The sequence below is a fragment of the Pseudomonas benzenivorans genome, from assembly GCF_033547155.1.
Classification (GTDB): domain Bacteria; phylum Pseudomonadota; class Gammaproteobacteria; order Pseudomonadales; family Pseudomonadaceae; genus Aquipseudomonas; species Aquipseudomonas benzenivorans_B.
In genome coordinates this window covers 174480-200221 of record NZ_CP137892.1, presented here as the reverse complement: position 1 = coordinate 200221, position 25742 = coordinate 174480, and the positions used below count along the sequence as shown (strand labels likewise).

Sequence of the window (25742 nt, the reverse complement as noted above, 5' to 3'; positions counted from 1 at the left end):
TTCACCTCTTGCCGGCGCTTATCGTTGCGCTGTTCGGTTAAGGCGCCCGGGTTGGCACCGGGCGCACTCCGTGTGCTTACAGGTTGTAGCCGCGCTCGTTGTGCAGGGCGAGATCGAGACCGACCGTCTCTTCCTCGTCGCTGACCCGCAGGCCCATTACTAGATCGATCACTTTCAGGATCAGGTAGGTCAGCACGGCGGTGTAGACCACCGTGAACAGGACCCCCTCGACTTGCACCCACAGCTGCGCCGGGATGTCTTCCACCGCGCCGAAGCCGCCCAGGGCCGGCGCGGCGAACGCACCGGTGAGCACGGCGCCGACGATGCCGCCGACGGCGTGCACGCCGAACACGTCCAGGGAGTCGTCATAACCCAGTTTGCGTTTCAGGCTGGTGGCACAGAAGAAGCAGATCACCCCGGCCGCCAGGCCGATGGCCAGGGCGCCCATGGGGCCGGCGGTGCCGGAGGCCGGAGTGATGGCCACCAGGCCGGCCACCGCGCCGGAAGCGATGCCCAGCACGCTGGGTTTGCGGTGGGTGATCCACTCGGCGAACATCCAGCCCAGGGCCGCGGTGGCCGTGGCCACCTGGGTGACCAGCATGGCCATGCCGGCAGTGCCGTTGGCCGCCACCGCCGAGCCGGCGTTGAAGCCGAACCAGCCGACCCACAGCATGCTCGCACCGATCAGGGTGTAGCCCAGGTTGTGCGGCGCCATGGCCGTGGTCGGGAAGCCCTTGCGCTTGCCCAGCACCAGGCAGGCCACCAGGCCGGCGATACCGGCGTTGATGTGCACCACCGTGCCACCGGCGAAGTCGAGCACGCCCCAGTCCCACATCAGCGCGCCGTCGCCGCCCCAGACCATATGCGCGATCGGCACGTAGACCAGGGTGAACCACACCGCCATGAACAGCAGCATGGCGGAGAACTTCATGCGTTCGGCGAAGGCGCCGACCATCAGCGCCGGAGTGATGATGGCGAAGGTCATCTGGAAGGTGATGAACACGCTTTCCGGTACGCTGGCGACCAGGCTGTCGAGGGTCAGGCCGGCGAGAAAGGCCTTGGACAGGCCGCCGACGAAGGAGTTGAAGTTGACCTCCCCCTGCACCATGCCGCTGGTGTCGAAGGCCAGACTGTAGCCGTACACCACCCAGAGCACACTGATCAGGGCGCAGATGGCGAAGCACTGCATCAGCACCGACAGCACGTTCTTGGAGCGCACCATGCCGGCATAGAACAGCGCCAGGCCGGGAATGGTCATGAACAGCACGAGGACGGTCGCGACCAGCATCCAGGCCGTGTCGCCGCCGTTGAGGCTCGCCTCCTCGGCCATGGCGATGCCAGGAACGAGAGGCAAAAGGGCTCCGAGCCCTGCGAATCTTCGCAGAGTCATGGTTTAACTCCTGGGGCGTGGGGGTTCGAAGGGCGCTTAGATCGCGTCGGTATCGGTTTCGCCGGTACGGATGCGGATGGCCTGCTCCAGGTTGACCACGAAGATCTTGCCGTCACCGATCTTGCCGGTGTTGGCCGCCTTGGTGATGGCCTCGATCACCCGGTCCAGCTGGTCGTCGGCGATGGCCACGTCGATCTTCACCTTGGGCAGGAAGTCGACCACGTACTCGGCGCCGCGGTACAGCTCGGTATGACCCTTCTGCCGACCGAAGCCCTTGACCTCGGTGACGGTAATGCCCTGCACGCCGATCTCCGACAGTGACTCGCGGACGTCGTCCAGCTTGAACGGCTTGATGATGGCAGTGACTAGCTTCATGTAACTCTCTCCCGTGTAGGTGGACTTGCCCCAGGAATTGCGAACCCGGCTCAAGTCTAAGCGCAGTGTCTGGCTTTTGTAATGCGTGGGCGGCTCCGACTCCCCGGCCGCGCCTGGCCAAGCACTCCCCCGCGTCGTCCGACGCACCGAAACCGCTTTGGTGCATGGGTCGAGAGGGATTAAGCAGAAATCTTGCCAGCTCATGGAAAACCGCTTTTTTTCAGGCAGTTAATGGATGAAGGCACGGTTTTCCCGGATGTCGCCGCGAGGCAATTGCACGATAACGGTGCGCCCGCCCGCCGAGCGATGCGCGAAAATCGTGCGCCATGCCGGCCATTGGCCAGGCCGACGTCCGCGCCCAGGGCACGTGCTACACTGCCGCCGTCTGTCAGTGGAACCACACCATGCTGCCTCCCAAAGCCTTTCTCGACGCCCTCGGCGCCCATGCCTCGCGCCTGTTCAACGGCGACACCCCGCTGCCCCGTAGCGAGTTCGAAGCCCAGTTCAAGGCCCTGCTGCAGAGCGGCTTCAGCAAGCTCGACCTGGTCAGCCGGGAAGAATTCGACAGCCAGATGACCGTGCTCGCCCGCACCCGCGCGCGCCTGGAGGCCCTGGAGGCCAAGGTCGCCGAGCTGGAAGCCCGCCTCGCCACAGAGCCCGCGCCGCCCGCCGAGTAACGGGGCGGCCGGCACGGCACGATCAAGGAGCGATCGATGTCCCTGGCCCTAGTCCACAGCCGCGCCCAAGTCGGCGTCGAGGCCCCCGCCGTCACGGTCGAGGCGCACCTGGCCAACGGCTTGCCGTCCCTGGCCCTGGTCGGCCTGCCGGAGACGGCGGTGAAGGAGAGCAAGGATCGGGTGCGCAGCGCCATCCTCAACTCGGCCTTCGAGTTCCCGCCCCGGCGCATCACCCTCAACCTGGCCCCGGCCGATCTGCCCAAGGACGGCGGGCGCTTCGACCTGGCCATCGCCCTGGGGATTCTCGCCGCCAGCGGCCAGGTCCCCGCCAGCGCGCTGGAGCGGCTCGAATGCCTCGGCGAGCTGGCCCTTTCCGGCGCGGTGCGCCCGGTGCAGGGCGTGTTGCCGGCCGCCCTGGCGGCCCGTGCCGCCGGCCGCAGCCTGGTGGTGCCCATGGCCAATGCCGAGGAAGCCAGCCTGGCCTCGGGACTCGAGGTGATCGCCGTCGAGCACCTGCTGGAGCTGGCGGCCCACCTCAACGGCCAGGCGCCACTCGCCCCCTACCAGGCCCAGGGCCTGCTGCGGCGGGTGCAGCCCTACCCGGACCTGGCCGAGGTACAGGGCCAGCTCGCGGCCAAGCGCGCGCTGCTGGTGGCCGCGGCCGGTTGCCACAACCTGCTGTTCAGCGGCCCACCGGGCACCGGCAAGACCCTGCTGGCCAGCCGCCTGCCCGGCCTGCTGCCGCCGCTGGACGAACAGGAAGCCCTGGAGGTCGCCGCGATCCATTCGGTGGCCAGCCACGCGCCGCTGGACGCCTGGCCCCAGCGGCCGTTCCGCACGCCTCATCACAGCGCCTCGGGGCCGGCCCTGGTCGGCGGCGGCAGCCGCCCGCAACCCGGGGAAATCACCCTGGCGCATCAGGGCGTCTTATTCTTGGACGAGCTGCCCGAGTTCGACCGCAAGGTGCTGGAAGTGCTGCGCGAACCCTTGGAGAGCGGGCAGATCGTCATCGCCCGGGCCCGCGACAAGGTGCGCTTCCCGGCGCGCTTCCAGCTGGTGGCGGCGATGAACCCCTGTCCCTGTGGCTACCTCGGCGACCCCAGCGGCCGCTGCCGCTGCACCCCGGAGCAGATCGCCCGCTACCGCGGCAAGCTCTCCGGCCCGCTGCTCGACCGCATCGACCTGCACCTGAGCGTGGCCCGCGAGAGCACCGTGCTGCACCCGCCGGCCAGCGCGCCGGACGGCGACACGGCGAGCGCCGCCGCCCGGGTGGCCCGGGCCCGCCAGCTGCAGCTGGGCCGCCAGGGCGTGGCCAATGCCTTCCTCGACCTGCCCGGGCTGCGCCGGCACTGCGCCCTGCAGGCCGAGGATCAGCGCTGGCTAGAGAACGCCTGCGAACGCCTCGGCCTGTCCCTGCGCGCGGCCCACCGGATACTCAAGGTGGCGCGCACCCTGGCCGACCTGGAGCAGGCCGAGACCATCGCCCGCGGCCATCTGGCCGAGGCGCTGCAGTACCGCGGCGAGCCGCAGGGCTGATCGCCGACCCGCGCCAGACCTGCCCTCAACCACGCCGCTCCACGTCCGGCAGGCGCATCGCCGCCACCTCGGCGAGGAGGAAGTCGCGCAGCAGGCGGAAGCGCTCCTGGCCGCGTCGGGCCCTGGGCCAGACCAGGTAGTAGCTGCAGCCGCTGGGCACGGCGCAGGGCCAGGGCAGACCGAGACGGCCCTGCTCGACGTCCTCGGCGACCATCACCAGGTCGCCGATCGACACGCCATAGCCGCGCGCCGCGGCGACCATGCCCAGCTCCAGGGTGTCGAACACCTGACCGCCCTTGAGCGGCACCTGCTCGCCCAGGCCCATGGCCTGCAGCCACTGGCGCCAGTCGCGGCGGTCCGGGGTCGGGTGCAGCAGCTCCGCGTCCTGCAGGCGCGCCAGGTCCCAGGCCCCGGCGCGAGCCAGCTCGGGCGCGCACACCGGGATCAACCACTCGGCGAACAGCAGGGCGCTGTCCCACTCCTCGGGAAAACCGCCGCTGCCGAGCAGCACGGCGCAGTCGAAGGGTTCGTGCAGGAAGTCCACCCGGTCCACGTCCATCCAGGCGCTGGTCAGCTGCACCTCGATGTCGCTGTGCTGCAGGCGGAAACGCGACAAGCGCGCCAGCAGCCAGCGCATGGTCAGGGTCGAGGGGGCCTTCAGGCGCAGGATGGCGTCGTCCACCCGCAGCGTGGTGCAGGCCCGCTCCAGGGCATCGAAGCCGTCGCGCAGCCCCGGCAGCAGCAGGCGCGCCGACTCGGTCAGCTGCAGGCTGCGCCCGCGCCGCTCGAACAGGCGGCAGGCGAAGTGCTCCTCCAGGGTGCGGATATGCCGGCTGACCGCGCTCTGGGTGATGGCCAGCTCCTCGGCGGCGCGGGTGAAGGAGCTATGCCGGGCCGCGGCCTCGAAGGCGCGCAGCGCATAGAGCGCTGGCAGACGCCTATTCATCGTCCCAAACCATGAGTATTAGTCATCCAAGGCATCGTATTTATCCCTTTGTGCCGTATCGGCCCGGCCCAGCAGAATGGCTGGCATCCATCCCATGCCGGGAATCCCCGGCAAGCCTAACACTGAGCCTGACTCATGATGAAGCAAGCCCTTCGCAGCGAACTCCTGGCCATCCTGCGCCTGGCCGGCCCGCTGATCGCCGCCCAGCTGGCCCATGTGCTGATGGTCTTCACCGACACGGTGATGATGGGCCTGCTCGGCCCTGCGGCCCTGGCCGGCGGCGGCCTGGGCGCGGCCAGTTATTCCTTCGTGTCGATCTTCTGCGTCGGCGTGATCGCCGCGGTCGGCAACCTGGTGGCCATCCGTCATGGCGCCGATGACAGGGCCGGGGTCATCCACCTGACCCAGAACGGCCTGTGGCTGGGTTGGGCCTTGGCCCTGGGCGCCGGCCTACTGCTGTGGAACCTGGGACCGCTGCTGCTGTATTTCGGCCAGGCACCGCAGAGCGTGACCGGCGCCATGCAGTTCCTGTCTACCCTGGTGTTCGCCCTGCCCGGCTACCTGAGCTTCATGGCCCTGCGCGGCTTCACCAGCGCCATCGGCAACCCCGGCCCGGTGATGGCCATCAGCATCGGCGGCGCCCTGGCCAACTTCGTCCTCAACTATGCGCTGATCGAGGGCTGGCTCGGCCTGCCGCCCTTGGGCCTGGCCGGCATCGGCCTGGTCACCGCCCTGGTGATGAACGCCATGGCGCTGCTGCTGGCCTGGCAACTGCTGCGCGGGCCGGGCGCGGCGGCCTATCCGCTGTTGCGCGGCCTGCTGCGCCCGCAGTGGCGCGAGCTGCAGGAGCTGCTGCGCCTGGGCCTGCCGATCGGCGGCACCTACGCGGTGGAGTCCGGACTGTTCGCCTTCGCCGCCCTGTGCATGGGCGCGCTGGGTAGCAAGCAACTGGCTGCGCACCAGATCGCCATCCAGTCGGTGTACGTGGCCTTCATGGTGCCGGTGGGCATCTCCTACGCCATCACCTTCCGCATCGGCCTGCACTACGGCGGCGGCCGCCTGCTCGAGGCGCGCCGCGCCGGGCGCCTGGGCATCGCCCTGGGCGCGACCTGCATGTTCGCCTTCGCCGCGTTGTTCTGGCTGGCGCCGCACTGGGTGGTCGGGCTGTTCCTCGACACCCAGGCCCCGGGCTACCGCGAGGTGGTCAGCCTGGCGGTCGCCCTGCTGGCGATCGCCGCCTGGTTCGAGCTGTTCGACGGCATCCAGACCATCGCCATGGGCGCCATCCGCGGCCTCAAGGACGCCAAGACCACCTTCCTGGTCGGCCTGGCTTGCTACTGGGCGGTCGGCGCGCCCCTGGCCTGGACCCTGGCCTTCGTCCTGGGCTGGGGCGCGGCAGGGGTGTGGTGGGGACTGGCCGGCGGCCTGGCCTGCGCCGCCGTCGGCCTGAGCCTGGGCTTCGAATGGAAGACCGCGCGCCTGCTGCGGCCGGTGCCGCAACGGGCGCTGCCGAGCTAGCAGGCGCCTAGGCAATTGGCTTGCCGAGCAGCACCTGACGCTGGCCGAACACCAGGAAACGCACCAGCTCGTTCAGCGGCAGCGCCTTGCTGATCAGGTAACCCTGCACCTGGTCGCAGCCGAATTGGCGCAGCAGCGCCTGCTGCTCCGGGGTCTCCACGCCTTCGGCCACCACTTCCAGGTCGAGGTTGTGCGCCAGGTTGATCATCGCCCGCACCAGCTGGCGATTCTCCGCACGCCCGGTCATGCCGGCGACGAAACTGCGGTCGATCTTCAGCAGGGTGATCGGCAGGTTGTTGAGGTGGACGAAGGAGGAGAAGCCGGTGCCGAAGTCGTCCAGGGAGAAGCGCACGCCCAGCTCGCCGAGGCGGCTCATGGTGTCGAGCACGTAATCGCTGCGGCGCATCACCGCGGTCTCGGTCAGCTCGAACTCCAGCCACTGGGCCTCGACGCCGCGCTCCTCGATCAGCCGCTGCAGGGTGGCCAGCAGCTGGCCATCCTGGAACTGGCGGAACGACAGGTTGACCGCCATGTGCAGGGCCGGCAGGCCGCGCCCACGCAACCACTGCATGTCGCGCAGGGCACGGGCGATCACCCAGTAGCCGAGCGGCACGATCAGCCCGCTCTCCTCGGCCAGGGGCACGAACTCGCCGGGCGCCAGCAGGCCCCGCTCGGCATGGCGCCAGCGCACCAGGGCCTCCAGGCCGACGATGCGCCCACTGCGCAGACACAGCCGCGGCTGGTAATGCAGCTCCAGTTCGTCGCGGCGCAGGGCCCGGCGCAGCTCGCCCTCGCGCTCGGCCTGGCTGCGCGCGCCACAGTGGCTGCGCTCGTCATAGAGGTGGTAGGTGCAGCCCTGCTGGCTCTTGGCCTGCTGCATGGCGATATGCGCGTGCCACATCAGCTCATCGGCGCTACTGCCGGCGTGGCCCTGGGCCAGTCCCAGGCTGCAGCCGAGCAGCAGGCTCTCGCCCTCGACCCAGTAGGGCTCGGCCAGGGTTTCGCTGAGACGCTCGGCCAGGCGTTCGATGCGCTGCATACCGCCGCGGCTGTCCAGCAACAGGGCGAACTCGTCGCTGCCCAGCCGCGCCAGCTGATCGCCGGCCTGCAGCTGTGCCCTCAAGCGCGCCACCGCCTGCAGGATCAGACGGTCCCCGGCCCGATGGCCGAGGGCCTCGTTGACGCTGCGGAAGTTGTCCAGATCCAGGTGCCCCAGGGTCAGGCCTGTGCCCCCTGCCTCGTCCAGGCGCGCCGCCAGCAGGGTCTGAAAGCCCTGGCGGTTGGCCACCCCGGTCAGCGCATCCTGCTCGGCCAGGCGTTGCAGGGCAGCCTGCCAGCCCCGGCGCTCGCCGGCATAGCGCAGGCAGCGGCGCAAGGCGTCCGCGCTGAAGGCATCGGCGACCAGCCAGTCGCTGATGCCGGCGGGCAACTGCCCGGGCTCGGGCTCCTGCTCGAGCAACAGCACCACCGGCAGGCTGCAGCCGGCCTCTGCCGACAGCTGCTCCGGGGTGCACAGCAACAGAGCCGGGGAAGCCTCCTCGAACAGCGTGCTGGCCGCCGCCCAGGAGGGGACGGTGATCAGGTTCTGAGCGCCGCCGAGGACGTGCAGCTGCGCGCGCAGCCGCTCGCCCCATTGCACCGACTCGGTCAGCAGGAATAAACGCAGGGGTTCGGCTGAGGCGGCCACTCGACTTCCTTGGCTGGACATGAAGACCGGCGGCGCTGCCGCCCGCGGGCGCGCCGGCTGGGCACGCCGTTCCATCCGTGCCGCCCGGGCGCAAGCGCGCGCGGGGGATTTGGAACGCGCGACACACTAATCAACGCCGAGATTTCCGACCAGCGGCATGAGGGGAAGCTGTGAGCGAGATCATGTCCGGGACAGGACTCGACCTTCGGCCGGGGGCCGAACGCCGCCAGCACTCACCCCAGGGACAGGCTCAGCAGGGGCTCCTGGCGCTGCGGCTGGCCCTGCAGGAAACGCTGCAACTCGGGCAGCGGCAATGCCTTGCTGATCAGGTAGCCCTGGCCCTGGTCGCAGCCGAATTGCTGCAGCAGCGTCAGCTCGGCTTCGCTCTCCACCCCTTCGGCGACCACCTCCAGGCCCAGGTTGCGCGCCAGGCCGATCATCGCCCCGACCAGCCTGGACTGATCCGGACGCACCGCCATGCCCGAGACGAAGCTGCGGTCCAGCTTCAGCAGGGAAATCGGCAGGCTGGCCAGGTGCACGAAGGACGAGAAGCCGGTGCCGAAGTCGTCCAGGGAAAAGCGCACGCCCAGCTCGCCGAGGCTGCTCATGGTGTCGAGCACGTAGTCGCTGCGGCGCATCATCGCCGTTTCCGTCAGTTCGAACTCCAGCCAGCGCCCTTCCACCCCGCAGTTCTCGATCAGCCGGCGGACCGTGGGCAGCAGCTGGCTGTCCTGAAACTGGCTGAAGGACAGGTTGATCGCCAGGTTCAGCAGCAGGTCGCGCTCGGCCAGCCAGCGCAGGTCGCGCAGGGCGCGATCCACCACCCAGTAGCCGAGCGGCACGATCAGCCCGCTTTGCTCGGCCAGCGGGATGAAGTCCTGAGGATAGAGCAGGCCGCGCTGAGGGTGACGCCAGCGGATCAGCGCCTCCACCCCCACTATCGCGCCACCGACCAGATCCTGGCGCGGCTGGTAATGCAGCTCCAGCTCGTCGCGGCGCAGCGCCCGGCGCAGCTCCGACTCGACGTCGGCTAGGCGCCGCGCCTGGCTGGAGATACGCTCGTCGTACAGCTGATAACTGCATCCGTCCTGATGCTTGGCCTGCTGCATGGCCGTATGGGCATGCAGCAGCAGACGATCGGCATCCTCGCCGGCGCGGCCGTAGGCCAGCCCCAGGCTGCAGCCCAGGGTCAGGCTCTCGCCCTGGACCCAGTAGGGTTCGGCCAGGGCCTGCATCAAGGCCTGGGCCGTAGGCTCGACCCGAGCACTGGACTGGCTGACATCCAGCAGCAGGGCGAATTCATCACCGCCCAGGCGGGCCAGACAGTCCTGGGGAGTGAGCACGCCTTCAAGGCGTTGGACCACCTGCTGGATCAGCTGATCCCCGGCGCGCTGGCCGAGGCTGTCGTTGGCGTGCTTGAAGTTATCCAGATCCAGATAGCCGAGCAACAACCCGCGGCCGCGGTTGTGCTGCAGGCGCCTGTGCAGCTGGCTCTGGAAGGCCTGGCGATTGACCACCCCGGTGAGCGAATCGCGCTCGATCAAAGCTTGCCAGGACTGCCGCTGTCGGCTGTACTCCAGGCAGCGGCGCAGCACCTCGGCGTTGAGACTGTCACGGGCCAGCCAGTCCTGGACACCGGGCGGCGCCTCCAGTGGCGCGTGTTCGAGCAGCAGGATCGGCAACAGTGGACATTGATCGCCCCCCGGCCGACACTGCGGAGTGCTGAAGACGAAGTCGGGCGAGCAATTCGGGTAGCGTTGCCGGGCGTCCTGCCAGCTGCTGGCGACCCACAGCCAGACGGGCTCCTCCTGCTCGGCCAGCAAGGCATCGAGCATCTTCACCCAATGGCGCTCCGTCGCCAGGACCAGCAGTCGACAGAAATCGCTTTGGCCGGACACGGAACCTCCCCTGCACACAACCTAAGAAGTTACTTTAACTTATAGCTGCACCCGTCTAATAAAGCATCAAAATCTACTCGATTATTCGCCCAGGCGACCAGCTGCCTGCCGCGCGCCTGCGCCCGCGGGCGCATTGCTGATAGAATTTGCGGCCTTTTTCCCCGACCCCGACTCGCTCCCATGTCCCGACTGAACCCCCGGCAACAGGAAGCCGTGAACTACGTCGGCGGCCCGCTTCTGGTGCTCGCCGGCGCCGGCTCCGGCAAGACCAGCGTGATCACGCGCAAGATCGCCCACCTGGTGCAGAACTGCGGCATCCGCGCCCAGCACATCGTCGCCATGACCTTCACCAACAAGGCCGCCCGCGAGATGAAGGAGCGCGTCGGCACCCTGCTCAAGGGCGCCGAGGCCCGCGGCCTGACGGTGTCGACCTTCCACAACCTAGGCATGAACATCATCCGCAAGGAATACGCCCGGCTGGGCTACAAGCCGGGCTTCTCGATCTTCGACGAGGGCGACATCAAGGCCCTGCTGTCGGACATCATGCAGAAGGAGTACGCCGGCGACGACGGCATCGACGAGATCAAGAACTACATCGGCAGCTGGAAGAACGACCTGGTCCTCCCCGACCAGGCCCTGGCCGAGGCACGCGGGCCCAAGGAGCAGACCGCGGCCATCGTCTACCTGCACTACCAGCGCACCCTCAAGGCCTACAACGCGGTGGACTTCGACGACCTGATCCTGCTGCCGGTGAAGCTGTTCCAGGAGCACGCCGACATCCTGGAAAAATGGCAGAACCGCATCCGCTACCTGCTGGTCGACGAATACCAGGACACCAACGCCAGCCAGTACCTGCTGGTGAAGCTGCTGGTGGGCATGCGCAACCAGTTCACCGTGGTCGGCGACGACGACCAGTCGATCTACGCCTGGCGCGGCGCCCGCCCGGAAAACCTGATGCTGCTGAAGGAGGACTACCCCTCGCTGAAGGTGGTGATGCTGGAGCAGAACTACCGCTCCACCAGCCGCATCCTCAAGTGCGCCAACGTGCTGATCGCCAACAACCCCCACGCCTTCGAGAAGCAGCTGTGGAGCGAGATGGGCATGGGCGACGAGATCCGCGTGATCCGCTGCCGCAACGAGGACGCCGAGTGCGAGCGGGTGGCCCTGGAGATCCTCACCGAGCACCTGCGCACCCAGCGGCCCTACAGCGACTTCGCCATCCTCTACCGCGGCAACTATCAGGCCAAGCTGATGGAGCTCAAATTGCAGCACCACCAGATCCCCTATCGCCTGAGCGGCGGCACCAGCTTCTTCGCCCGCCAGGAGGTGAAGGACCTGATGAGCTACTTCCGCCTGCTGGTCAACCCGGACGACGACAACGCCTTTTTGCGGGTGATCAACGTGCCGCGCCGGGAGATCGGCTCCACCACCCTGGAGAAGCTCGGCAACTACGCCACCGAGCGCAAGATCAGCATGTACGCCGCCGCCGGCGAAATCGGCCTCGGCGAGCACCTCGACAGTCGCTTTACCGAGCGCCTGGCGCGCTTCACCCGCTGGATGGACGGGGTACGCCAGCAGTGTGCGCAGAACGATCCGATCGCCGCGATCCGCAGCATGGTGATGGACATCGACTACGAGAACTGGCTGCGCCAGAACGCCTCCAGCGACAAGGTCGCCGACGCGCGCATGGGCAACGTCTGGTTCCTCGTCGACGCGTTGAAGAACACCCTGGAGCGCGACGAGGACGGCGACATGACCATCGAGGACGCCATCGGCAAGCTGGTACTGCGCGACATGCTCGAGCGCCAGCAGGAGGAGGAGGAAGGCGCCGAGGGCGTGCAGATGATGACCCTGCATGCCTCCAAGGGCCTGGAATACCCCTCGGTGTACATCCTCGGCGTAGAGGAGGACATCCTCCCGCACCGCTCCAGCATCGAGGCCGACACCGTCGAGGAAGAGCGGCGCCTGGCCTATGTCGGCATCACCCGGGCCAAGCGCAACCTGACCCTGACCTTCGCCGCCAAACGCAAACAGTACGGCGAGATCGTCGAGTGCTCGCCGAGCCGCTTCCTCGACGAACTGCCGCCGGAAGACCTGGTCTGGGAAGGCCAGGAAGACGCCCCCGCCGAGGTCAAGGCCGCCACCGGCAACTCGGCGCTGGCCAACATGCGCGCCCTGCTGAAAAAGGCCTGAAGCGGCGGCACAATCGAGCACTCCGGCACAGACCGGAGACCAGACGAAGAACCGAGAGGGACACCGCGTGGAAGCACTGAAGCAGAAGATTCGTGAAGAGGGCATCGTGCTGTCGGACCAGGTACTCAAGGTCGATGCCTTCCTCAACCACCAGATCGACCCGCGGCTGATGCAGCAGATCGGCCATGAGTTCGCCCGGCGCTTCGCCGGTCAGGGCATCAGCAAGATCGTCACCATCGAGGCCTCCGGCATCGCCCCGGCGGTGATGGCCGGCCTGGAGCTGGGCGTGCCGGTGATCTTCGCCCGCAAGTACCAGTCCCTGACGCTCAAGGACGACCTGCTGACCTCCAAGGTGTTCTCCTTCACCAAGCAGACCGAGAGCACCATCGCCATCTCGGCCAAGCACCTGGGCGCCGCCGACCATGTGCTGCTGATCGACGACTTCCTCGCCAACGGCCATGCGGCCCGGGCGCTGATCGACCTGATCGGCCAGGCCGGGGCGAGCATCGCCGGGGTCGGCGTGGTGATCGAGAAGTCCTTCCAGAGCGGCCGCGTCGACCTCGACGCCCGCGGCTACCGGGTCGAGTCCCTGGCGCGCATCGGCTCCCTGGCCGGCGGCACGGTCAGCTTTCTGGAATAGTCGCGTGCAGGCCGGCCAGCAGCAGGCGCTGATACAGCTCCTCGCGCCAGCCGTCCGGTTCGGCCAGGCCCATGCGCGCCAGGTGACGGGCGAAATCGTCCGCCGGCGGCGCCTCCAGGGCGGCCTTGCCCAGTTCCAGCGCCTCGCTGAGCTTGAACTTGCCCTTCAGCCAGTTCAGCGCCCTTAGCAGATCGCGCTCCTCGCGGCAGAAGTCGCTGCCCAGCGGATACTCGACGAACAACTCCGGATAGCCTGTCTGCACGGCCTGCAGGCGCGCCGGCGTGTTGTGGGCGAAACGCGGATCGAGGCGAAAATCCCGCGGCAGTTTGCCGACCCGCTGCGCCTGCTCGATCAGTTCGGGCTGGAAGCGCGAGTCGCTGATGGCGAGCAGCGCCTCGATCACCTCGGCGTCGGTCTTGCAGCGCAGGTCGGCGATGCCGTACTCGCTCACCACGATGTCGCGCAGGTGGCGTGGGATGGTGACGTGGCCATAGCTCCAGAGGATGTTGGAACTCAGGCGCCCGGCCGACTCGCGCCAACTGCGCAGCAGCAGGATCGAGCGCGCGCCCTCCAGGGCCTGGGCCTGGACGACGAAGTCGTGCTGGCCGCCGACCCCGCTGAGCACCCGCCCGTCCTCCAGCTGGTCGGCCACCCCGGCGCCGAGCAGGGTCATGGCGAAGACGCTGTTGACGAAGCGCGCATCGCGGCGCTGCAGGCGCTTGAGCGCCTCCTCGCCATACAGCTGGTTGACGAAACCGATGCCGGTCATGGCGAAGCGCCCGCGCCGCTCGGCATCCAGGTCGCGCAGGCGCTGGTAGAAATCCGCGGGACCGAGGAAGAAGCCGCCGTGCAGCAGCACCCCGCCCTGCGCCGGGCCCAGGTGCGGGCGCAGGGCGGCCTGGGTGTAGGGGTCGGCCAGGTCGGCCGCCAGCTCGCGGCCATCGCTCAGCTGCAGGCGCTCGCCGCGCAGCTGCGGCGTGGCGTCCAGCAGGCCGCTGGCCTGCAGCCAGGCCAGAGCGGCGGCGTCCAGGCGCGCCGGCAGGCCGGCATCGAGCAGCGCCTGCACGCTGCGGGGGCGCCCCTCCTCGTCCAACCCGCCGGCGGCGGCCAGTTGCTGCAGACGCAGCTCCGGGTAGACGCGGCGGCGCAACACCCCGGCCTCGGCCAGGGCCAGCAGGCCGTTGACGAACATCTCGCTGCAGCCGTACAGGCCCTCGGCGAAGGGGCCCTGGCCACCGATGGCGGCGATCTGCGCGCCCCACAGGCCTCCCTGCAACGCCTCCAGTCCGGCGCGGTAGGCCGCATTGTCGGTGTGGCGCGCCAGCAGCGCGGCGGTCAGCGCATCGCCCAGGGCGCCGATGCCGATCTGCAGGGTGCCGCCGTCACGCACCAGGCTGCTGGCATGCAGACCGATGCACTGATCCTGCAGGGTCACCGGCAGGTTCGGCATGGAAAACAGCGGGCCGCACTCAGACTCCCGCAGCACCAGGTCGAAACAGTCGCGGGAGACTTCCGCCGGCCCGGTCATGTACGGCAGCTCATCGTGCACCTGGGCCAGGCACAGGATGCTGTCGCCGGCCGCGCGACGCTTGGCCAGCAGGGGCAGCAGGTCGAGGCTGATGTCCGGGTTGCAGCTCAGGCTGAAGTGCCGCGGGCGTTGCGGGTCCCGGGCGACCAGCTGGGCGATCAGGTTGACCCCCTTGGCATCGAGGTCGCGGGCGACCTGGCTGTAGTTGCAGCTGTTGTAGTCGTACTGCGCCGCCGGGCTGTCCAGCAGGCTGCCCGGCTCGAGGAAGAACTGCTCGATGCGCACGTTGGCCGGCACCAGGTCGTCATGCAGGTCGGCGAGGAAGTCCAGCTCGGGATAGTCGCCGTAGACCCGCGCGACGAAGGGCTCGAGAAAGCGTCGCTGCAACTCCTGGCTGGCCCGTGGGCGGCCCAGGCACAGCGCGGTGTAGATGGTCAGCTGGCGCTCCGGCAGCTGCTTGATGCGCGCGTACAGGGCATTGACCCAGCGGTTCGGCTTGCCCAGGCCCAAGGGCAGCCCCAGGCGGATGGGACCCTCGATGCTACCCAGCACGCGATCGACGGCCTGCTCGATGGAACACGGCTCCGGCATCTGGCACCTCCCGACGACCTCCCTGGCAATGTCAGGTTTGACTGCGCGCCGGGCGGTTTTGCTGCAACGCCGGGCGGGAGAATGCAAAAAGCCGCCCGAGGGCGGCTTTTCGGCACGGCAGCGTCGCCTTACAGGCCGGACATCTTCTCGATGGCGCCGCGCAGCTCGTCGTCCGAGCAGTCGCCACAGGTGCCTTTCGGCGGCATGGCGTTGAGGCCGGAGATGGCATGGGCCAGCAGGCCATCGATGCCATTGGTGGCGCGCGCCTGCCAGGCGGCGGTGTCGCCGATCTTCGGCGCGCCCAGTACGCCGGCGCTGTGACAGGCGCCGCAGTGCTTGGCGACGATGTCGTCGGCGGTGCGCGCGCCGCCGCCGGCGCTAGCTGCGACCGCCTCGACGCCCTTGCATTCCTCGCCCATCACGCAGACTTCGCCGACCGGCTTGAGGCGCGCGGCGATCTCGTCGTTGGTCGCGGCCTGCGCAGTCACTGCCCACAGGGCCAATACGGCGGCCGGGGCCACCAGCATCTTGCTAATTAGGTTCACGGATACACCCTCATCGTGGCTAGTCACGCCCGCGGCCACGGTTTCGCGAGCGGGCGACAGTATAACGGGAAGCCCGCCGGGCCGAAACAACCCAGATTGTCGCAGGGTTATTGGCCCGGGCCTCAGAAATTCGCGGGGGTGGTGGCGCTGATCAGGCGCGCCGGCGCGTCGAAGGGATTGCGGAACCGGTGGGGCTTGCTGCTCTCGAAGTAGTAGCTGTCGCCCGGCTCGAGGATGAACACCTCGCTGCCCACGGTCAGCTCCAGGCGGCCCTCGACCAGCATCCCGGCTTCCTCTCCGTCATGGGCGTACATCTCGTCGCCGGTGTCGGCGCCGACCGGGTAGGTCTCGTCGAGAAAGGAAATGGCCCGACTCGGGTGGGCCTTGCCGACCAGCTTCATGGTCACCGCGCCGTCGGAGATGTCGATCAGCTCCCCGGCCCGGTAGACCACCTGGGTGTGGTTGTCCTGCTCCATCTCCAGGGAGAAGAACTCCACCAGGGACATGGGAATGCCTGCCAACACCTTCTTCAGCGAGCTGATCGAGGGGCTCACGCTGTTCTTCTCGATCATCGAGATGGTGCTGTTGGTGACGCCCGCGCGCTTGGCGAGTTCACGCTGGGAAAGGCCCTTGAGTTTGCGAATGGATTGCAGTCGTACACCGACGTCCAATGCTGGAGTCCCCCTGGGGAAGATGCGGAAAATGAGCCCGTATCATGGCAACAGCGTTCAGTATTTACAACAGCCCGATCGCAAATCCTGCCCGGCGATGGCTTCAGCCCCCGGAATAGAGCAGCGGCACCCGGCGCAGGTTGCAGAACAGCTGATAGGGAATGCTGCCGGCGCGGATCGCCACGTCGCTGGCCAGCACCTGCCTGCCCCACAGCTCGACCCGGCTGCCGAGGCCGGCCTGGGGCAGGTCGCTGAGGTCGACGGTGAGCATGTCCATCGACACCCGGCCGATCAGCCGGCTGGGCCGGCCGTCGATGCTCACCGGCGTGCCGGTCGGCGCATGCCGCGGGTAACCGTCGGCATAGCCCATGGCGACCACGCCGACCCGGGTCGGCCGCTCGGTGACGAAGCGCGCGCCGTAGCCCACCGGTTCCCCGGCCGGCAGCTCGCGCACGCTGATGATCTTCGATTCCAGGGTCATCACCGGCTGCAGGCGCGCGGCTAGGGCCTGCTCCTGCTCGAAGGGGGTGGCGCCGTAGAGCATGATGCCGGGGCGCACCCAGTCGCTGGGGATGCTGGGCCAGCCGAGCACGGCCGGCGAGTTGCGCAGGCTGATCTCCGCCGCCAGGCCCTGGCGGGCCTGCTCGAACACCGCCAGCTGCTCCTCGCTGCGCGGACAGTCCAGCTCGTCGGCACGGGCGAAGTGGCTCATCAGCACGATCTTGCCGACCTTGCCGCTGGCCAGCAGGCGCCGGTAGGCCGCCTGGTACTCGGCCGGCTCCAGGCCCACCCGGTGCATCCCCGAATCCATCTTCAGCCAGAGGGTCAGCGGCTTGCCCACGGCGGTGCGCTCGATGGCCTCGATCTGCCACTGGGCATGCACCACGCACCAGAGGTCATGTTGCTCGATCAGCGCCAGCTCCTCGGCCTCGAAGAAGCCCTCGAGCAACAGGATGGGCGCGCGAATGCCCGCCTCGCGCAGCTGCAACGCCTCCTCGATGCAGGCCACGGCGAAACCGTCGGCCTGCTCCTCCAGCGCCTGGGCACAGCGCACCGCGCCATGGCCGTAGGCGTCGGCCTTGATCACCGCCAGCGCCTTGGCGCCTGCCACATCGCGGGCCAACTGGTAGTTGTGACGCAGGGCTTGCAGATCGATCAGGGCGCGGGCTGGACGCATGGTTCTCACACTTCTTGACGGGGAACGGTGAATAAAAAGGCCCGGCAGAGCCGGGCCAAGCAGGATTCAAGGTCGCATGCGTGGCCGGAGGATGACAACGGCTACTCGCTAGCGGGACTCAGTGCGCAGGCACCGGGCTGACATGCTTGGGGGCTTCCTGGGCCTTGCCGTAACGGAAGATATCCAGGCCTTCGGCGCTGATCTGCGGGCGCTTGTTGGCCATCAGATCGGCGAGGAAACGGCCGGAGCCGCAGGCCATGGTCCAGCCCAGAGTGCCGTGACCGGTGTTGAGGAACAGGTTGCGGAAGCTGGTGGCGCCGACGATCGGCGTGCCGTCCGGGGTCGCCGGGCGCAGGCCGGTCCAGAACTCCACCTGACTGAGGTCGCCGCCCTGGGGATAGAGGTCACCGACGATCATCTCCAGGGTCGCGCGCCGGCGCGGGTTGAGGCTCAGGTCGAAACCGGCGATCTCGGCCATGCCGCCGACGCGGATGCGATCGTCGAAACGGGTGATGGCGACCTTGTAGGTCTCGTCGAGGATGGTCGAGGCCGGCGCCATGTCGGCATCGACGATCGGCAGGGTCAACGAGTAACCCTTGAGCGGATACACCGGGGCCCGGACGCCCAGCGGCTTGAGCAGCTGCGGGCTGTAGCTGCCCACGGCCAGCACGTAGCGGTCGGCGGTCTCCAGCTTACCGTCGATCCACACGCCGTTGATCCGGTCGCCGGCGAAATCCAGGCGCTGGATGTCCTGGCCGAAACGGAATTCGACGCCCATCTGCTTGGCCATCTCGGCCAGCTTGGTGGTGAACAGCTGGCAGTCGCCGGTCTGGTCGTTGGGCAGGCGCAGGGCACCGGCCAGCTTGTCCTTGACCTTGGCCAAGGCCGGCTCGACGCGGGCGATACCGTCTCGGTCGAGCAGCTCGAAGGGCACGCCGGACTGCTGCAGCACGGCGATGTCCTTGGCGGCGTTATCCACCTGGGCCTGGGTGCGGAACAGCTGGGTGGTGCCCAGGCGGCGGCCTTCGTAGGCGATGCCGGTTTCGGCGCGCAGCTCGTCGAGGCAGTCGCGGCTGTACTCGGACAGGCGCACCATGCGCTCCTTGTTCACCGCGTAGCGACTGGCGGTGCAGTTACGCAGCATCTGCGCCATCCACAGGTACTGGTCGATGTCGGCGGTGGCCTTGATCGCCAGCGGCGCATGCTTCTGCAGCAGCCACTTGATGGCCTTCAGCGGCACGCCCGGCGCGGCCCAGGGCGAGGCATAGCCGGGCGACACCTGACCGGCGTTGGCGAAGCTGGTCTCCATGGCCGGAGCGGCCTGACGGTCGACCACCACCACCTCGAAGCCCTGACGGGCCAGGTAGTAAGCGCTGACCGTACCTATTACACCGCTGCCGAGCACCAGAACCCGCATTCTTCACTCCTCGCCGCGACTATGCGCTGACACTTGTTGCCTGGGAAGTTGATGTGCGCAGTATATTGAGCATCAGCCAGTGCTTCTCACTATATATAGCGCTATATTTGGCGAGAATTCTCGGCAAAAACCCGTTTCACGGAGGGGCATCCCCCATGCGCACCCAGCACCAGAGCCGTCGCGAACTGGACAAGATCGATCGCAATATCCTGCGCATCCTTCAGGAGGACGGGCGCATTTCCTTCACCGAGCTGGGCGAGCGGGTCGGCCTGTCCACCACGCCCTGCACCGAGCGGGTCCGCCGCCTGGAGCGCGAAGGCATCATCATGGGCTACCACGCCCGCCTCAATCCGCAGCACCTCAAGGCCAGCCTGCTGGTGTTCGTCGAGATCAGCCTGGACTACAAGTCCGGCGACACCTTCGAGGAGTTCCGCCGCGCCGTGCTCAAGCTGCCCCACGTGCTGGAGTGCCACCTGGTGTCCGGCGACTTCGATTACCTGGTGAAGGCGCGGATCAACGAGATGGCCAGCTACCGCAAGCTGCTCGGCGACATCCTGCTCAAGCTGCCCCACGTGCGCGAGTCGAAGAGCTACATCGTCATGGAGGAGGTCAAGGAGTCTCTGGCCCTGCCGGTGCCGGAGTAGCGCCCGGCCACAGCCCGGCGCTCGCTGACGTCCCTGCCGGCACCGGCACCGGCACCGGCTGGATCGACGCCGATGCCGACGAAATTCCAGTTTTTTGCCCGCCCCCCTTGGCGAAAGGCGGACAGCGCGCTTATGCTGCGTAAAATTTTACAAACACAATAATCAGGATTTCACACATGAACGCCCGCGTTCGCCAACCGGTCCACAGCGCCCAGCACGCCGCCTCCTACTATGCCGCCAGCGTCAATCGTCAACTGGACTTCCCGCCCCTGGGCGGCGAGTTGCGTGCCGATGTCTGCGTGGTCGGCGGCGGCTTCTCCGGGCTGAACGCGGCCATCGAGCTGGCGCAGAAGGGCCTGTCGGTGGTGCTGCTGGAGGCCCGCAAGGTCGGCTGGGGCGCCAGCGGGCGCAACGGCGGCCAGCTGATCCGCGGGGTCGGCCACGGCGTCGAGCAGTTCGAGCCGGTGATCGGCAACGACGGCGTGCGCCAGCTCAAGCTGATGGGCCTGGAGGCGGTGGAGATCGTCCGCCGCCGGGTCGAGCAGTTCTCTATCGACTGCGACCTGACCTGGGGCTACTGCGACCTGGCCAACAAACCCAGCCACCTGGCCGGCTTCGCCGAGGACGCCGAGGAGCTGCGCAGCCTCGGTTACCGCCATGAACTGCGCCTGCTGCAAGCCGAACAGATGGGCGAGGTGGTCGGCTCCACGCGCTATGTCGGCGGCCTGATCGACATGGGCTCCGGCCACCTGCATCCGCTCAACCTGGCCCTGGGCGAGGCCGCCGCCGCCCAGAGTCTCGGCGTGCAACTGTTCGAGAACTCGCCGGTGACTCGCATCGACTACGGCCCCGAGGTGCGGGTGCATACCGCCCGCGGCCAGGTGCGCGCCACCCATCTGGTGCTGGGCTGCAACGCCTACCTCGGTCAACTGCAGCCCAGCCTCGGCGGCAAGGTGCTGCCGGCCGGCAGCTATATCATCGCCACCGAGCCGCTTGCCGAGGCCCAGGCCAAGGCACTGATCCCGCAGAACATGGCCCTGTGCGACCAGCGCGTGGCCCTCGACTACTACCGCCTGTCCGCCGACCGCCGCCTGCTGTTCGGCGGCGCCTGCCACTACTCGGGGCGCGATCCGGCGGACATCGCCGGCTATATGCGGCCGAAGATGCTGAAGGTCTTCCCCCACCTCAAGGACGTCAGGATCGCCTATCAATGGGGCGGCATGATCGGCATCGGCGCCAACCGCCTGCCGCAGATCGGCCGGCTCAAGGACCAGCCCAACGTGTTCTACGCCCAGGCCTACTCCGGCCACGGGGTCAATGCCACCCACCTGGCCGGCAAGCTGCTCGCCGAGGCGATCGCCGGCCAGGCCGGCGGCGGCTTCGAGCTGTTCGCCCGGGTGCCGCACATGACCTTCCCCGGCGGCCGCTACCTGCGCTCGCCGCTGCTGGCCCTGGGCATGCTCTGGCACCGCCTCAAGGAAGTGCTCTGAGGCCCGCAGCTAGCGCCTGAGGGCCTCCTCTCCAGCGCTCGCCGCCAGGCCGGGCGCCGGCTCGAAGCCGCTGTCGCGCCTGGCCAGCACCACGAACACCGCGGCGCCGAGGGCCATCAGCAGCGGCAGCGCATGGCCGGTCAGCCACTGACTGGCCGCTCCCGTGGCCAGGGGACCGATCAGGCAACCCAGGCCCCACAGCTGGGAGACATGGGCATTGGCGCGGACCAGTTCATCGTCACGGTAGCGCTCGCCGATGAGAATCAGCGCCAGGGTGAACAGCCCGCCGGCGCTGGCACCGAACAGCACCAGCAACGGCCAGATCAGGGGCGAGTGCAGCAGCAGCGGAATCGCCAGACTGGAACCCAGCAGCACCACGCCACAGCCGCGGAACAGGCCGCGCCGCGAGATGCTGTCGGCGAGCAGACCGATCGGCAGCTGCAGCGCCGCGTCGCCGATCACCACCACGCTGACCATCAGCAAGGCCACCTCCTGGCTGAAGCCCTGACGCAGCCCGTAGATCGGCAGCAGGGTGAGCATCATCGCCTCGAAGGCGGCGAACAGCATCACCGCCCAGGCGATCGCCGGCAGCCGGCGACAGAACGCCGGCAGACCGCGCCCCGAGGCGCTCCGGGCATCGACCCGGGGCGCCCCGCTGCGTCCGACCAGCAACAGCGAGCCGCCGATCAGCAGACCGGTGCCGGCCCAGAAGCCCAGATCGCTGGCGGTGCCCAGGGCGGTGAGCAGCAGGGGTCCACAGAGCTGGCTCAGCGCATAGCCGGTGCCGTACAGCGCCACCAGCCGGCCGCGCCACTTCTCCACCGCCAGCTGGTTGATCCAGCTCTCGCCGAGAATGAACACCAGGGTCAGGGCCACACCGATCAGCAGCCGCAGCAGCAGCCACAGGGCATAGTTCTGCATGAAGGCCAGCAGCGCCACCGACAGCGCGCTGCACAGCAGGCTCAGCTGCATCAGGCGGGTGGTCCCCACCCGTGCGGCCAGGCGGCCGGCCAGGGAGGCGCCGAGCAGCACGCCGACCGCCGGCGTGGCCGCCATCACACCGATGGCGAAGGCGTCATGCCCCCAACTCTCCAGGCGCAGCGATACCAGCGGCATGGTCACCCCGAGGGCCAGGCCGATGCTGATCACCGCCGAACACACGGCGAAATAGGTACCCCAACGCATCTTCTCTCTCCTTTCCGTGGAGGCCCAACGTAAACGGCCGGACCCCCTTTCAGGAAGCCCGGCCGCAGGCGTGGCTCGTCAGAGCCGACCTCGAAATGCGGGCACCTGGCCCGCGCTGGCTTCAGAGCTTGATCCAGGTCGCCTTCAGCTCGGTGTACTTGTCGAAGGCGTGCAGCGACTTGTCACGGCCGTTGCCGGACTGCTTGAAGCCGCCGAACGGCGCGGTCATGTCGCCGCCATCGTACTGGTTGACCCAGACGCTGCCGGCGCGCAGCGCCTTGGCGGTCAGGTGGGCCTTGGACAGGTTGCTGGTCCACACCGCCGCGGCCAGGCCGTAGACGGTGTCGTTGGCGATGGCCACGGCCTCTTCCACCGTGTCGAAGCCGATCACCGACAGCACCGGGCCGAAGATCTCCTCCTTGGCGATGCGCATGGCGTTGTCCACCCCGTCGAAGATGGTCGGCTCGACATAGGTACCGCCGGTTTCCTCCAGCACCCGCTTGCCGCCAGCCACCAGCTTGGCACCGTCGTCGTGGCCGGCCTGGATGTAGCCCAGCACGTTGTTCATCTGCGTGGTGTCGACCAGGGCACCGACATTGGTCGCCGGGTCCAGCGGGTTACCCGGCTTCCAGCTCTTGATCGCCTCGACCACCAGGGGCACGAACTGCTCCTTGATCGAGTTCTCCACCAGCAGGCGCGAGCCGGCGGTGCACACCTCGCCCTGGTTGAAGGCGATGGCGCCGGCCGCGGCCGCGGCGGCGGCCTTGAGGTCCGGGGCGTCGGCGAAGACGATGTTCGGGCTCTTGCCACCAGCCTCCAGCCATACCCGCTTCATGTTCGACTCGCCGGCATAGACCATCAGCTGCTTGGCGATCTTGGTCGAGCCGGTGAACACCAGGGTGTCGACGTCCATGTGCAGGGCCAGGGCCTTGCCCACGGTGTGACCGTAGCCCGGCAGCACGTTGAACACGCCGGCCGGGATGCCGGCCTCGATGGCCAGCTGGGCGATGCGAATGGCGGTCAGCGGCGACTTCTCGGACGGTTTGAGAATCACCGAGTTGCCGGTGGCCAGCGCCGGGCCGAGCTTCCAGCAGCTCATCAGCAGCGGGAAGTTCCACGGCACGATGGCGGCGACCACGCCGATCGGCTCGCGGGTCACCAGACCCAGCTCGTCGTGCGGGGTGGCGGCCACCTCGTCGTAGATCTTGTCGATCGCCTCGCCGCTCCAGCGAATGGCACGGGCGGCGCTGGTCACGTCGATGTGCAGCGAATCGCCGATCGGCTTGCCCATGTCCAGGGTTTCCAGCAGGGCCAGCTCTTCGCCGTGCTGCTCGATCAGGTCGGCGAAGCGGATCATCACGGCCTTGCGCTTGACCGGCGCCAGACGTGACCAGACGCCGGAGTCGAAGGTGGCGCGGGCGTCACGCACGGCGATCTCGGCGTCCGGCGCATCGCAGCTGACCACCTGCGCCAGCAGGCGCCCATCCACCGGGCTGATGCACTCGAAGGTGGCGCCGGACTGCGCCGCGCAATATTCGCCGTGAATAAAGGCACGGCCTTCTACTTTCAGGGTCTTGGCGCGCTGTTCCCAGTCGGCGCGGGTCAGGCTAGTCATGCGGGCATCCTCTATCGGTAATGAGCGCTTCGGGTTCGACCGCGAGCACTGTCAATAATTCTGCAAGGCCAAGGCAGGCCGTTTTCCTGCTGGCAACACTAAACCACTGCGCCCTACATTTTCAATATTTTTGACAAAGCCGGATAAAACCCCCTTGTCATGTTCATTTTATTAAACATAGACTGCGCGGAATCGCTCCACAGCTCCCATTTTTAGCGCGTTTGGATGGCCAGCATGACACTCGAAACCCCTTCGCAAGCGAACGAAATAAACAACGACCTCGCCGACTTCTGGATGCCCTTCACCGCCAACCGCCAGTTCAAGGCCCGTCCGCGCCTGCTGGAAAGCGCCGAAGGCCTGTATTTCACCAGCACCGACGGGCGCAAGGTATTGGACGGCACCGCCGGGCTTTGGTGCTGCAACGCCGGCCACGGTCGTCGGGAAATCACCGAGGCGGTGAGCCGGCAGATCGCCAAGCTGGACTTCGCCCCAACCTTCCAGATGGGCCACCCGCTGCCGTTCGAGCTGGCCAGCCGCCTGGCCGAGATCGCCCCGCCCGGCCTGAACAAGCTGTTCTTCACCAACTCCGGTTCGGAGTCGGCCGACACCGCGCTGAAGATCGCCCTAGCCTACCAGCGCGCCATCGGCCAGGGCACCCGCACCCGCCTGATCGGCCGCGAGCTGGGCTACCACGGCGTCGGCTTCGGCGGCATCTCGGTGGGCGGCATGGTCAACAACCGCAAGGCCTTCCCGGTGCAGCTGCCAGGGGTCGACCACCTGCCGCACTGCCTGGACATCGCCCGCAACGCCTTCAGCCGCGGCCTGCCACCGTTCGGCGTCGAGAAAGCCGACGAGCTGGAGCGCCTGGTCACCCTGCACGGCGCCGAGAACATCGCCGCGGTGATAGTCGAGCCGATGTCCGGCTCGGCCGGGGTGGTGCTGCCGCCAGTGGGCTACCTGCAGCGCCTGCGCGAGATCACCCAGAAGCACGGCATCCTGCTGATCTTCGACGAGGTGATCACCGGCTTCGGCCGCGTCGGCCAGGCCTTCGCCGCCCAGCGCTGGGGCGTCACCCCGGACATCATCACCTGCGCCAAGGGCCTGACCAACGGCGCCATCCCCATGGGTGCGGTGTTCGTCGACGAGAAGATCCACGACGCCTTCATGCAGGGCCCGGACGGCATCGAGCTGTTCCACGGCTATACCTACTCCGGCCACCCGGTAGCCTGCGCCGCGGCCCTGGCGACCCTGGACATCTACCAGGGCGAACGGCTGTTCGACCAGGCCATCGAGCTGGAAGGCTACTGGCAGGATGCCCTGCACAGCCTGCAGGGCCTGCCCAACGTGATCGACATCCGCGCCGTCGGCCTGGTCGGCGGCGTGCAACTGGCCCCCAGCGACCAGGGCGCCGGCAAGCGCGGCTACCAGGTGTTCGAGCAGTGCTTCCACAACGACCTGATGGTGCGGGTGACCGGCGACACCCTGGCCATGTCGCCGCCGCTGATCGTGGAGAAGGCGCAGATCGACACCCTGGTCGAGAAGCTCGCCGACGCGATTCGCCAGGCCCACTAACCGACAACCACGGAGCCACAAGATGAATATCGAACAGATCGTCGACTTCGCCCAGGCCGGCAGCGCCGCCGAGCACTACCGCCCGGCCCCGGAGAAGGTCCTCCGGGGCGACCCCGAGCAGAGCGTGCGCAACCACTACGCCAGCCCCTGCGGCCAGTTCAACAGCGGCATCTGGGAGGGCGCGGTCGGCCAGTGGCGCGTCAGCTACAGCGAGCACGAGTACTGCGAGATCCTCCAGGGCGTCTCGGTGATCCGTGACGCCGCCGGCAATGCCAGAACCGTGCGCGCCGGCGACCGCTTCGTCATCCCCGCCGGTTTCGAGGGCACCTGGGAAGTCCTCGAGCCCTGCCGCAAGGTCTATGTGATCTTCGAGCAGGCGCCGGCCTGAACCCGCGCTTTTCCTGCGTCACCCTTTAGCCCGCGTCATGCGGGCTTTTTTTTGCGCGC

21 protein-coding genes are annotated in these 25742 nt (G+C 68.0%); 9 read left to right on the top strand and 12 right to left on the bottom strand.

The window, feature by feature from the left end; all coding sequences use genetic code 11:
* Nucleotides 1-76: 76 nt before the first annotated feature.
* On the bottom strand, nucleotides 77-1390 hold the full coding sequence (locus tag SBP02_RS00935; protein WP_318644546.1) for an ammonium transporter: 1314 nt from the start codon (nucleotides 1388-1390) through the stop codon (nucleotides 77-79).
* Between the two features lie 36 nt (nucleotides 1391-1426).
* On the bottom strand, nucleotides 1427-1765 hold the full coding sequence (gene glnK / locus SBP02_RS00930; RefSeq protein WP_003096476.1) for a P-II family nitrogen regulator: 339 nt from the start codon (nucleotides 1763-1765) through the stop codon (nucleotides 1427-1429).
* A 404-nt stretch (nucleotides 1766-2169) separates the two neighbouring features.
* Between glnK and SBP02_RS00925 the strand changes: the two genes are divergently transcribed.
* Nucleotides 2170-2442 carry an accessory factor UbiK family protein gene (locus SBP02_RS00925; protein WP_213639809.1) on the top strand — a complete coding sequence of 91 codons (273 nt, stop codon included), beginning with the start codon at nucleotides 2170-2172 and terminating at the stop codon, nucleotides 2440-2442.
* Between the two features lie 36 nt (nucleotides 2443-2478).
* Nucleotides 2479-3978, top strand: a complete 1500-nt coding sequence (locus SBP02_RS00920; protein ID WP_318644525.1) for a YifB family Mg chelatase-like AAA ATPase — start codon at nucleotides 2479-2481, stop codon at nucleotides 3976-3978.
* A 25-nt stretch (nucleotides 3979-4003) separates the two neighbouring features.
* Here SBP02_RS00920 and SBP02_RS00915 read toward each other — a convergent pair whose 3' ends face one another.
* Nucleotides 4004-4924 (bottom strand): LysR substrate-binding domain-containing protein, encoded by a 921-nt coding sequence (locus tag SBP02_RS00915; RefSeq protein WP_318644524.1) that lies wholly within the window; start codon nucleotides 4922-4924, stop codon nucleotides 4004-4006.
* A 138-nt stretch (nucleotides 4925-5062) separates the two neighbouring features.
* Between SBP02_RS00915 and SBP02_RS00910 the strand changes: the two genes are divergently transcribed.
* Nucleotides 5063-6442 carry a NorM family multidrug efflux MATE transporter gene (locus tag SBP02_RS00910; protein WP_318646397.1) on the top strand — a complete coding sequence of 460 codons (1380 nt, stop codon included), beginning with the start codon at nucleotides 5063-5065 and terminating at the stop codon, nucleotides 6440-6442.
* A 7-nt stretch (nucleotides 6443-6449) separates the two neighbouring features.
* Here the strand turns inward: SBP02_RS00910 and SBP02_RS00905 are convergent, their stop codons facing one another.
* Nucleotides 6450-8129 (bottom strand): putative bifunctional diguanylate cyclase/phosphodiesterase, encoded by a 1680-nt coding sequence (locus tag SBP02_RS00905; protein ID WP_318644523.1) that lies wholly within the window; start codon nucleotides 8127-8129, stop codon nucleotides 6450-6452.
* A 233-nt stretch (nucleotides 8130-8362) separates the two neighbouring features.
* A complete protein-coding gene (locus tag SBP02_RS00900) occupies nucleotides 8363-9964 on the bottom strand; it encodes a putative bifunctional diguanylate cyclase/phosphodiesterase (RefSeq protein ID WP_404824401.1) in 1602 nt (533 codons plus the stop codon).
* A gap of 243 nt (nucleotides 9965-10207) precedes the next feature.
* On the opposite strand from SBP02_RS00900, the gene rep reads away from it, so the two are divergent.
* Nucleotides 10208-12220: a DNA helicase Rep gene (rep, locus tag SBP02_RS00895; protein ID WP_318644520.1), complete on the top strand. Its 2013-nt coding sequence runs from the start codon at nucleotides 10208-10210 to the stop codon at nucleotides 12218-12220.
* A gap of 67 nt (nucleotides 12221-12287) precedes the next feature.
* Nucleotides 12288-12860, top strand: coding sequence for a xanthine phosphoribosyltransferase (locus SBP02_RS00890; RefSeq protein WP_318644519.1), 573 nt, complete (start codon nucleotides 12288-12290; stop codon nucleotides 12858-12860).
* On the opposite strand, the gene SBP02_RS00885 is transcribed toward SBP02_RS00890, so the two are convergent.
* The 5 genes from SBP02_RS00885 to dadA form a co-directional block, all read right to left on the bottom strand.
* On the bottom strand, nucleotides 12844-14979 hold the full coding sequence (locus SBP02_RS00885) for an acetyl-CoA hydrolase/transferase C-terminal domain-containing protein (RefSeq protein WP_318644518.1): 2136 nt from the start codon (nucleotides 14977-14979) through the stop codon (nucleotides 12844-12846). The two genes, SBP02_RS00890 and SBP02_RS00885, sit on opposite strands and share 17 nt — an antisense overlap.
* A gap of 128 nt (nucleotides 14980-15107) precedes the next feature.
* Nucleotides 15108-15524, bottom strand: a complete 417-nt coding sequence (locus SBP02_RS00880) for a c-type cytochrome (RefSeq protein WP_318644517.1) — start codon at nucleotides 15522-15524, stop codon at nucleotides 15108-15110.
* Nucleotides 15525-15646: 122 nt separating this feature from the next.
* Nucleotides 15647-16195 (bottom strand): cupin domain-containing protein, encoded by a 549-nt coding sequence (locus SBP02_RS00875; protein ID WP_318644516.1) that lies wholly within the window; start codon nucleotides 16193-16195, stop codon nucleotides 15647-15649.
* A 103-nt stretch (nucleotides 16196-16298) separates the two neighbouring features.
* On the bottom strand, nucleotides 16299-17372 hold the full coding sequence (gene alr, locus SBP02_RS00870) for an alanine racemase (RefSeq protein ID WP_318644515.1): 1074 nt from the start codon (nucleotides 17370-17372) through the stop codon (nucleotides 16299-16301).
* 118 nt (nucleotides 17373-17490) lie between these two features.
* The gene (gene dadA / locus SBP02_RS00865; protein WP_318644514.1) at nucleotides 17491-18789 is read right to left on the bottom strand and encodes a D-amino acid dehydrogenase; all 1299 of its coding nucleotides are present in this window, start codon (nucleotides 18787-18789) and stop codon (nucleotides 17491-17493) included.
* 155 nt (nucleotides 18790-18944) lie between these two features.
* Here dadA and dadR point away from each other — a divergent pair, with 155 nt between their 5' ends.
* Complete coding sequence (gene dadR, locus SBP02_RS00860; protein WP_197857795.1) at nucleotides 18945-19433, top strand: transcriptional regulator DadR; 489 nt, start codon at nucleotides 18945-18947, stop codon at nucleotides 19431-19433.
* 176 nt (nucleotides 19434-19609) lie between these two features.
* Nucleotides 19610-20923, top strand: a complete 1314-nt coding sequence (locus SBP02_RS00855) for an NAD(P)/FAD-dependent oxidoreductase (protein ID WP_318644513.1) — start codon at nucleotides 19610-19612, stop codon at nucleotides 20921-20923.
* Between the two features lie 9 nt (nucleotides 20924-20932).
* On the opposite strand, the gene SBP02_RS00850 is transcribed toward SBP02_RS00855, so the two are convergent.
* Together SBP02_RS00850 and SBP02_RS00845 are read right to left on the bottom strand one after the other, a co-directional pair.
* Nucleotides 20933-22108: an MFS transporter gene (locus SBP02_RS00850; RefSeq protein ID WP_318644512.1), complete on the bottom strand. Its 1176-nt coding sequence runs from the start codon at nucleotides 22106-22108 to the stop codon at nucleotides 20933-20935.
* Nucleotides 22109-22229: 121 nt separating this feature from the next.
* A complete protein-coding gene (locus SBP02_RS00845) occupies nucleotides 22230-23723 on the bottom strand; it encodes an aldehyde dehydrogenase (protein ID WP_318644511.1) in 1494 nt (497 codons plus the stop codon).
* A 234-nt stretch (nucleotides 23724-23957) separates the two neighbouring features.
* Between SBP02_RS00845 and SBP02_RS00840 the strand changes: the two genes are divergently transcribed.
* Together SBP02_RS00840 and SBP02_RS00835 are read left to right on the top strand one after the other, a co-directional pair.
* Nucleotides 23958-25295, top strand: coding sequence for an aspartate aminotransferase family protein (locus SBP02_RS00840; RefSeq protein WP_318644510.1), 1338 nt, complete (start codon nucleotides 23958-23960; stop codon nucleotides 25293-25295).
* Between the two features lie 22 nt (nucleotides 25296-25317).
* On the top strand, nucleotides 25318-25683 hold the full coding sequence (locus tag SBP02_RS00835; protein ID WP_318644509.1) for a cupin domain-containing protein: 366 nt from the start codon (nucleotides 25318-25320) through the stop codon (nucleotides 25681-25683).
* The last annotated feature ends 59 nt before the right edge of the window (nucleotides 25684-25742 follow it).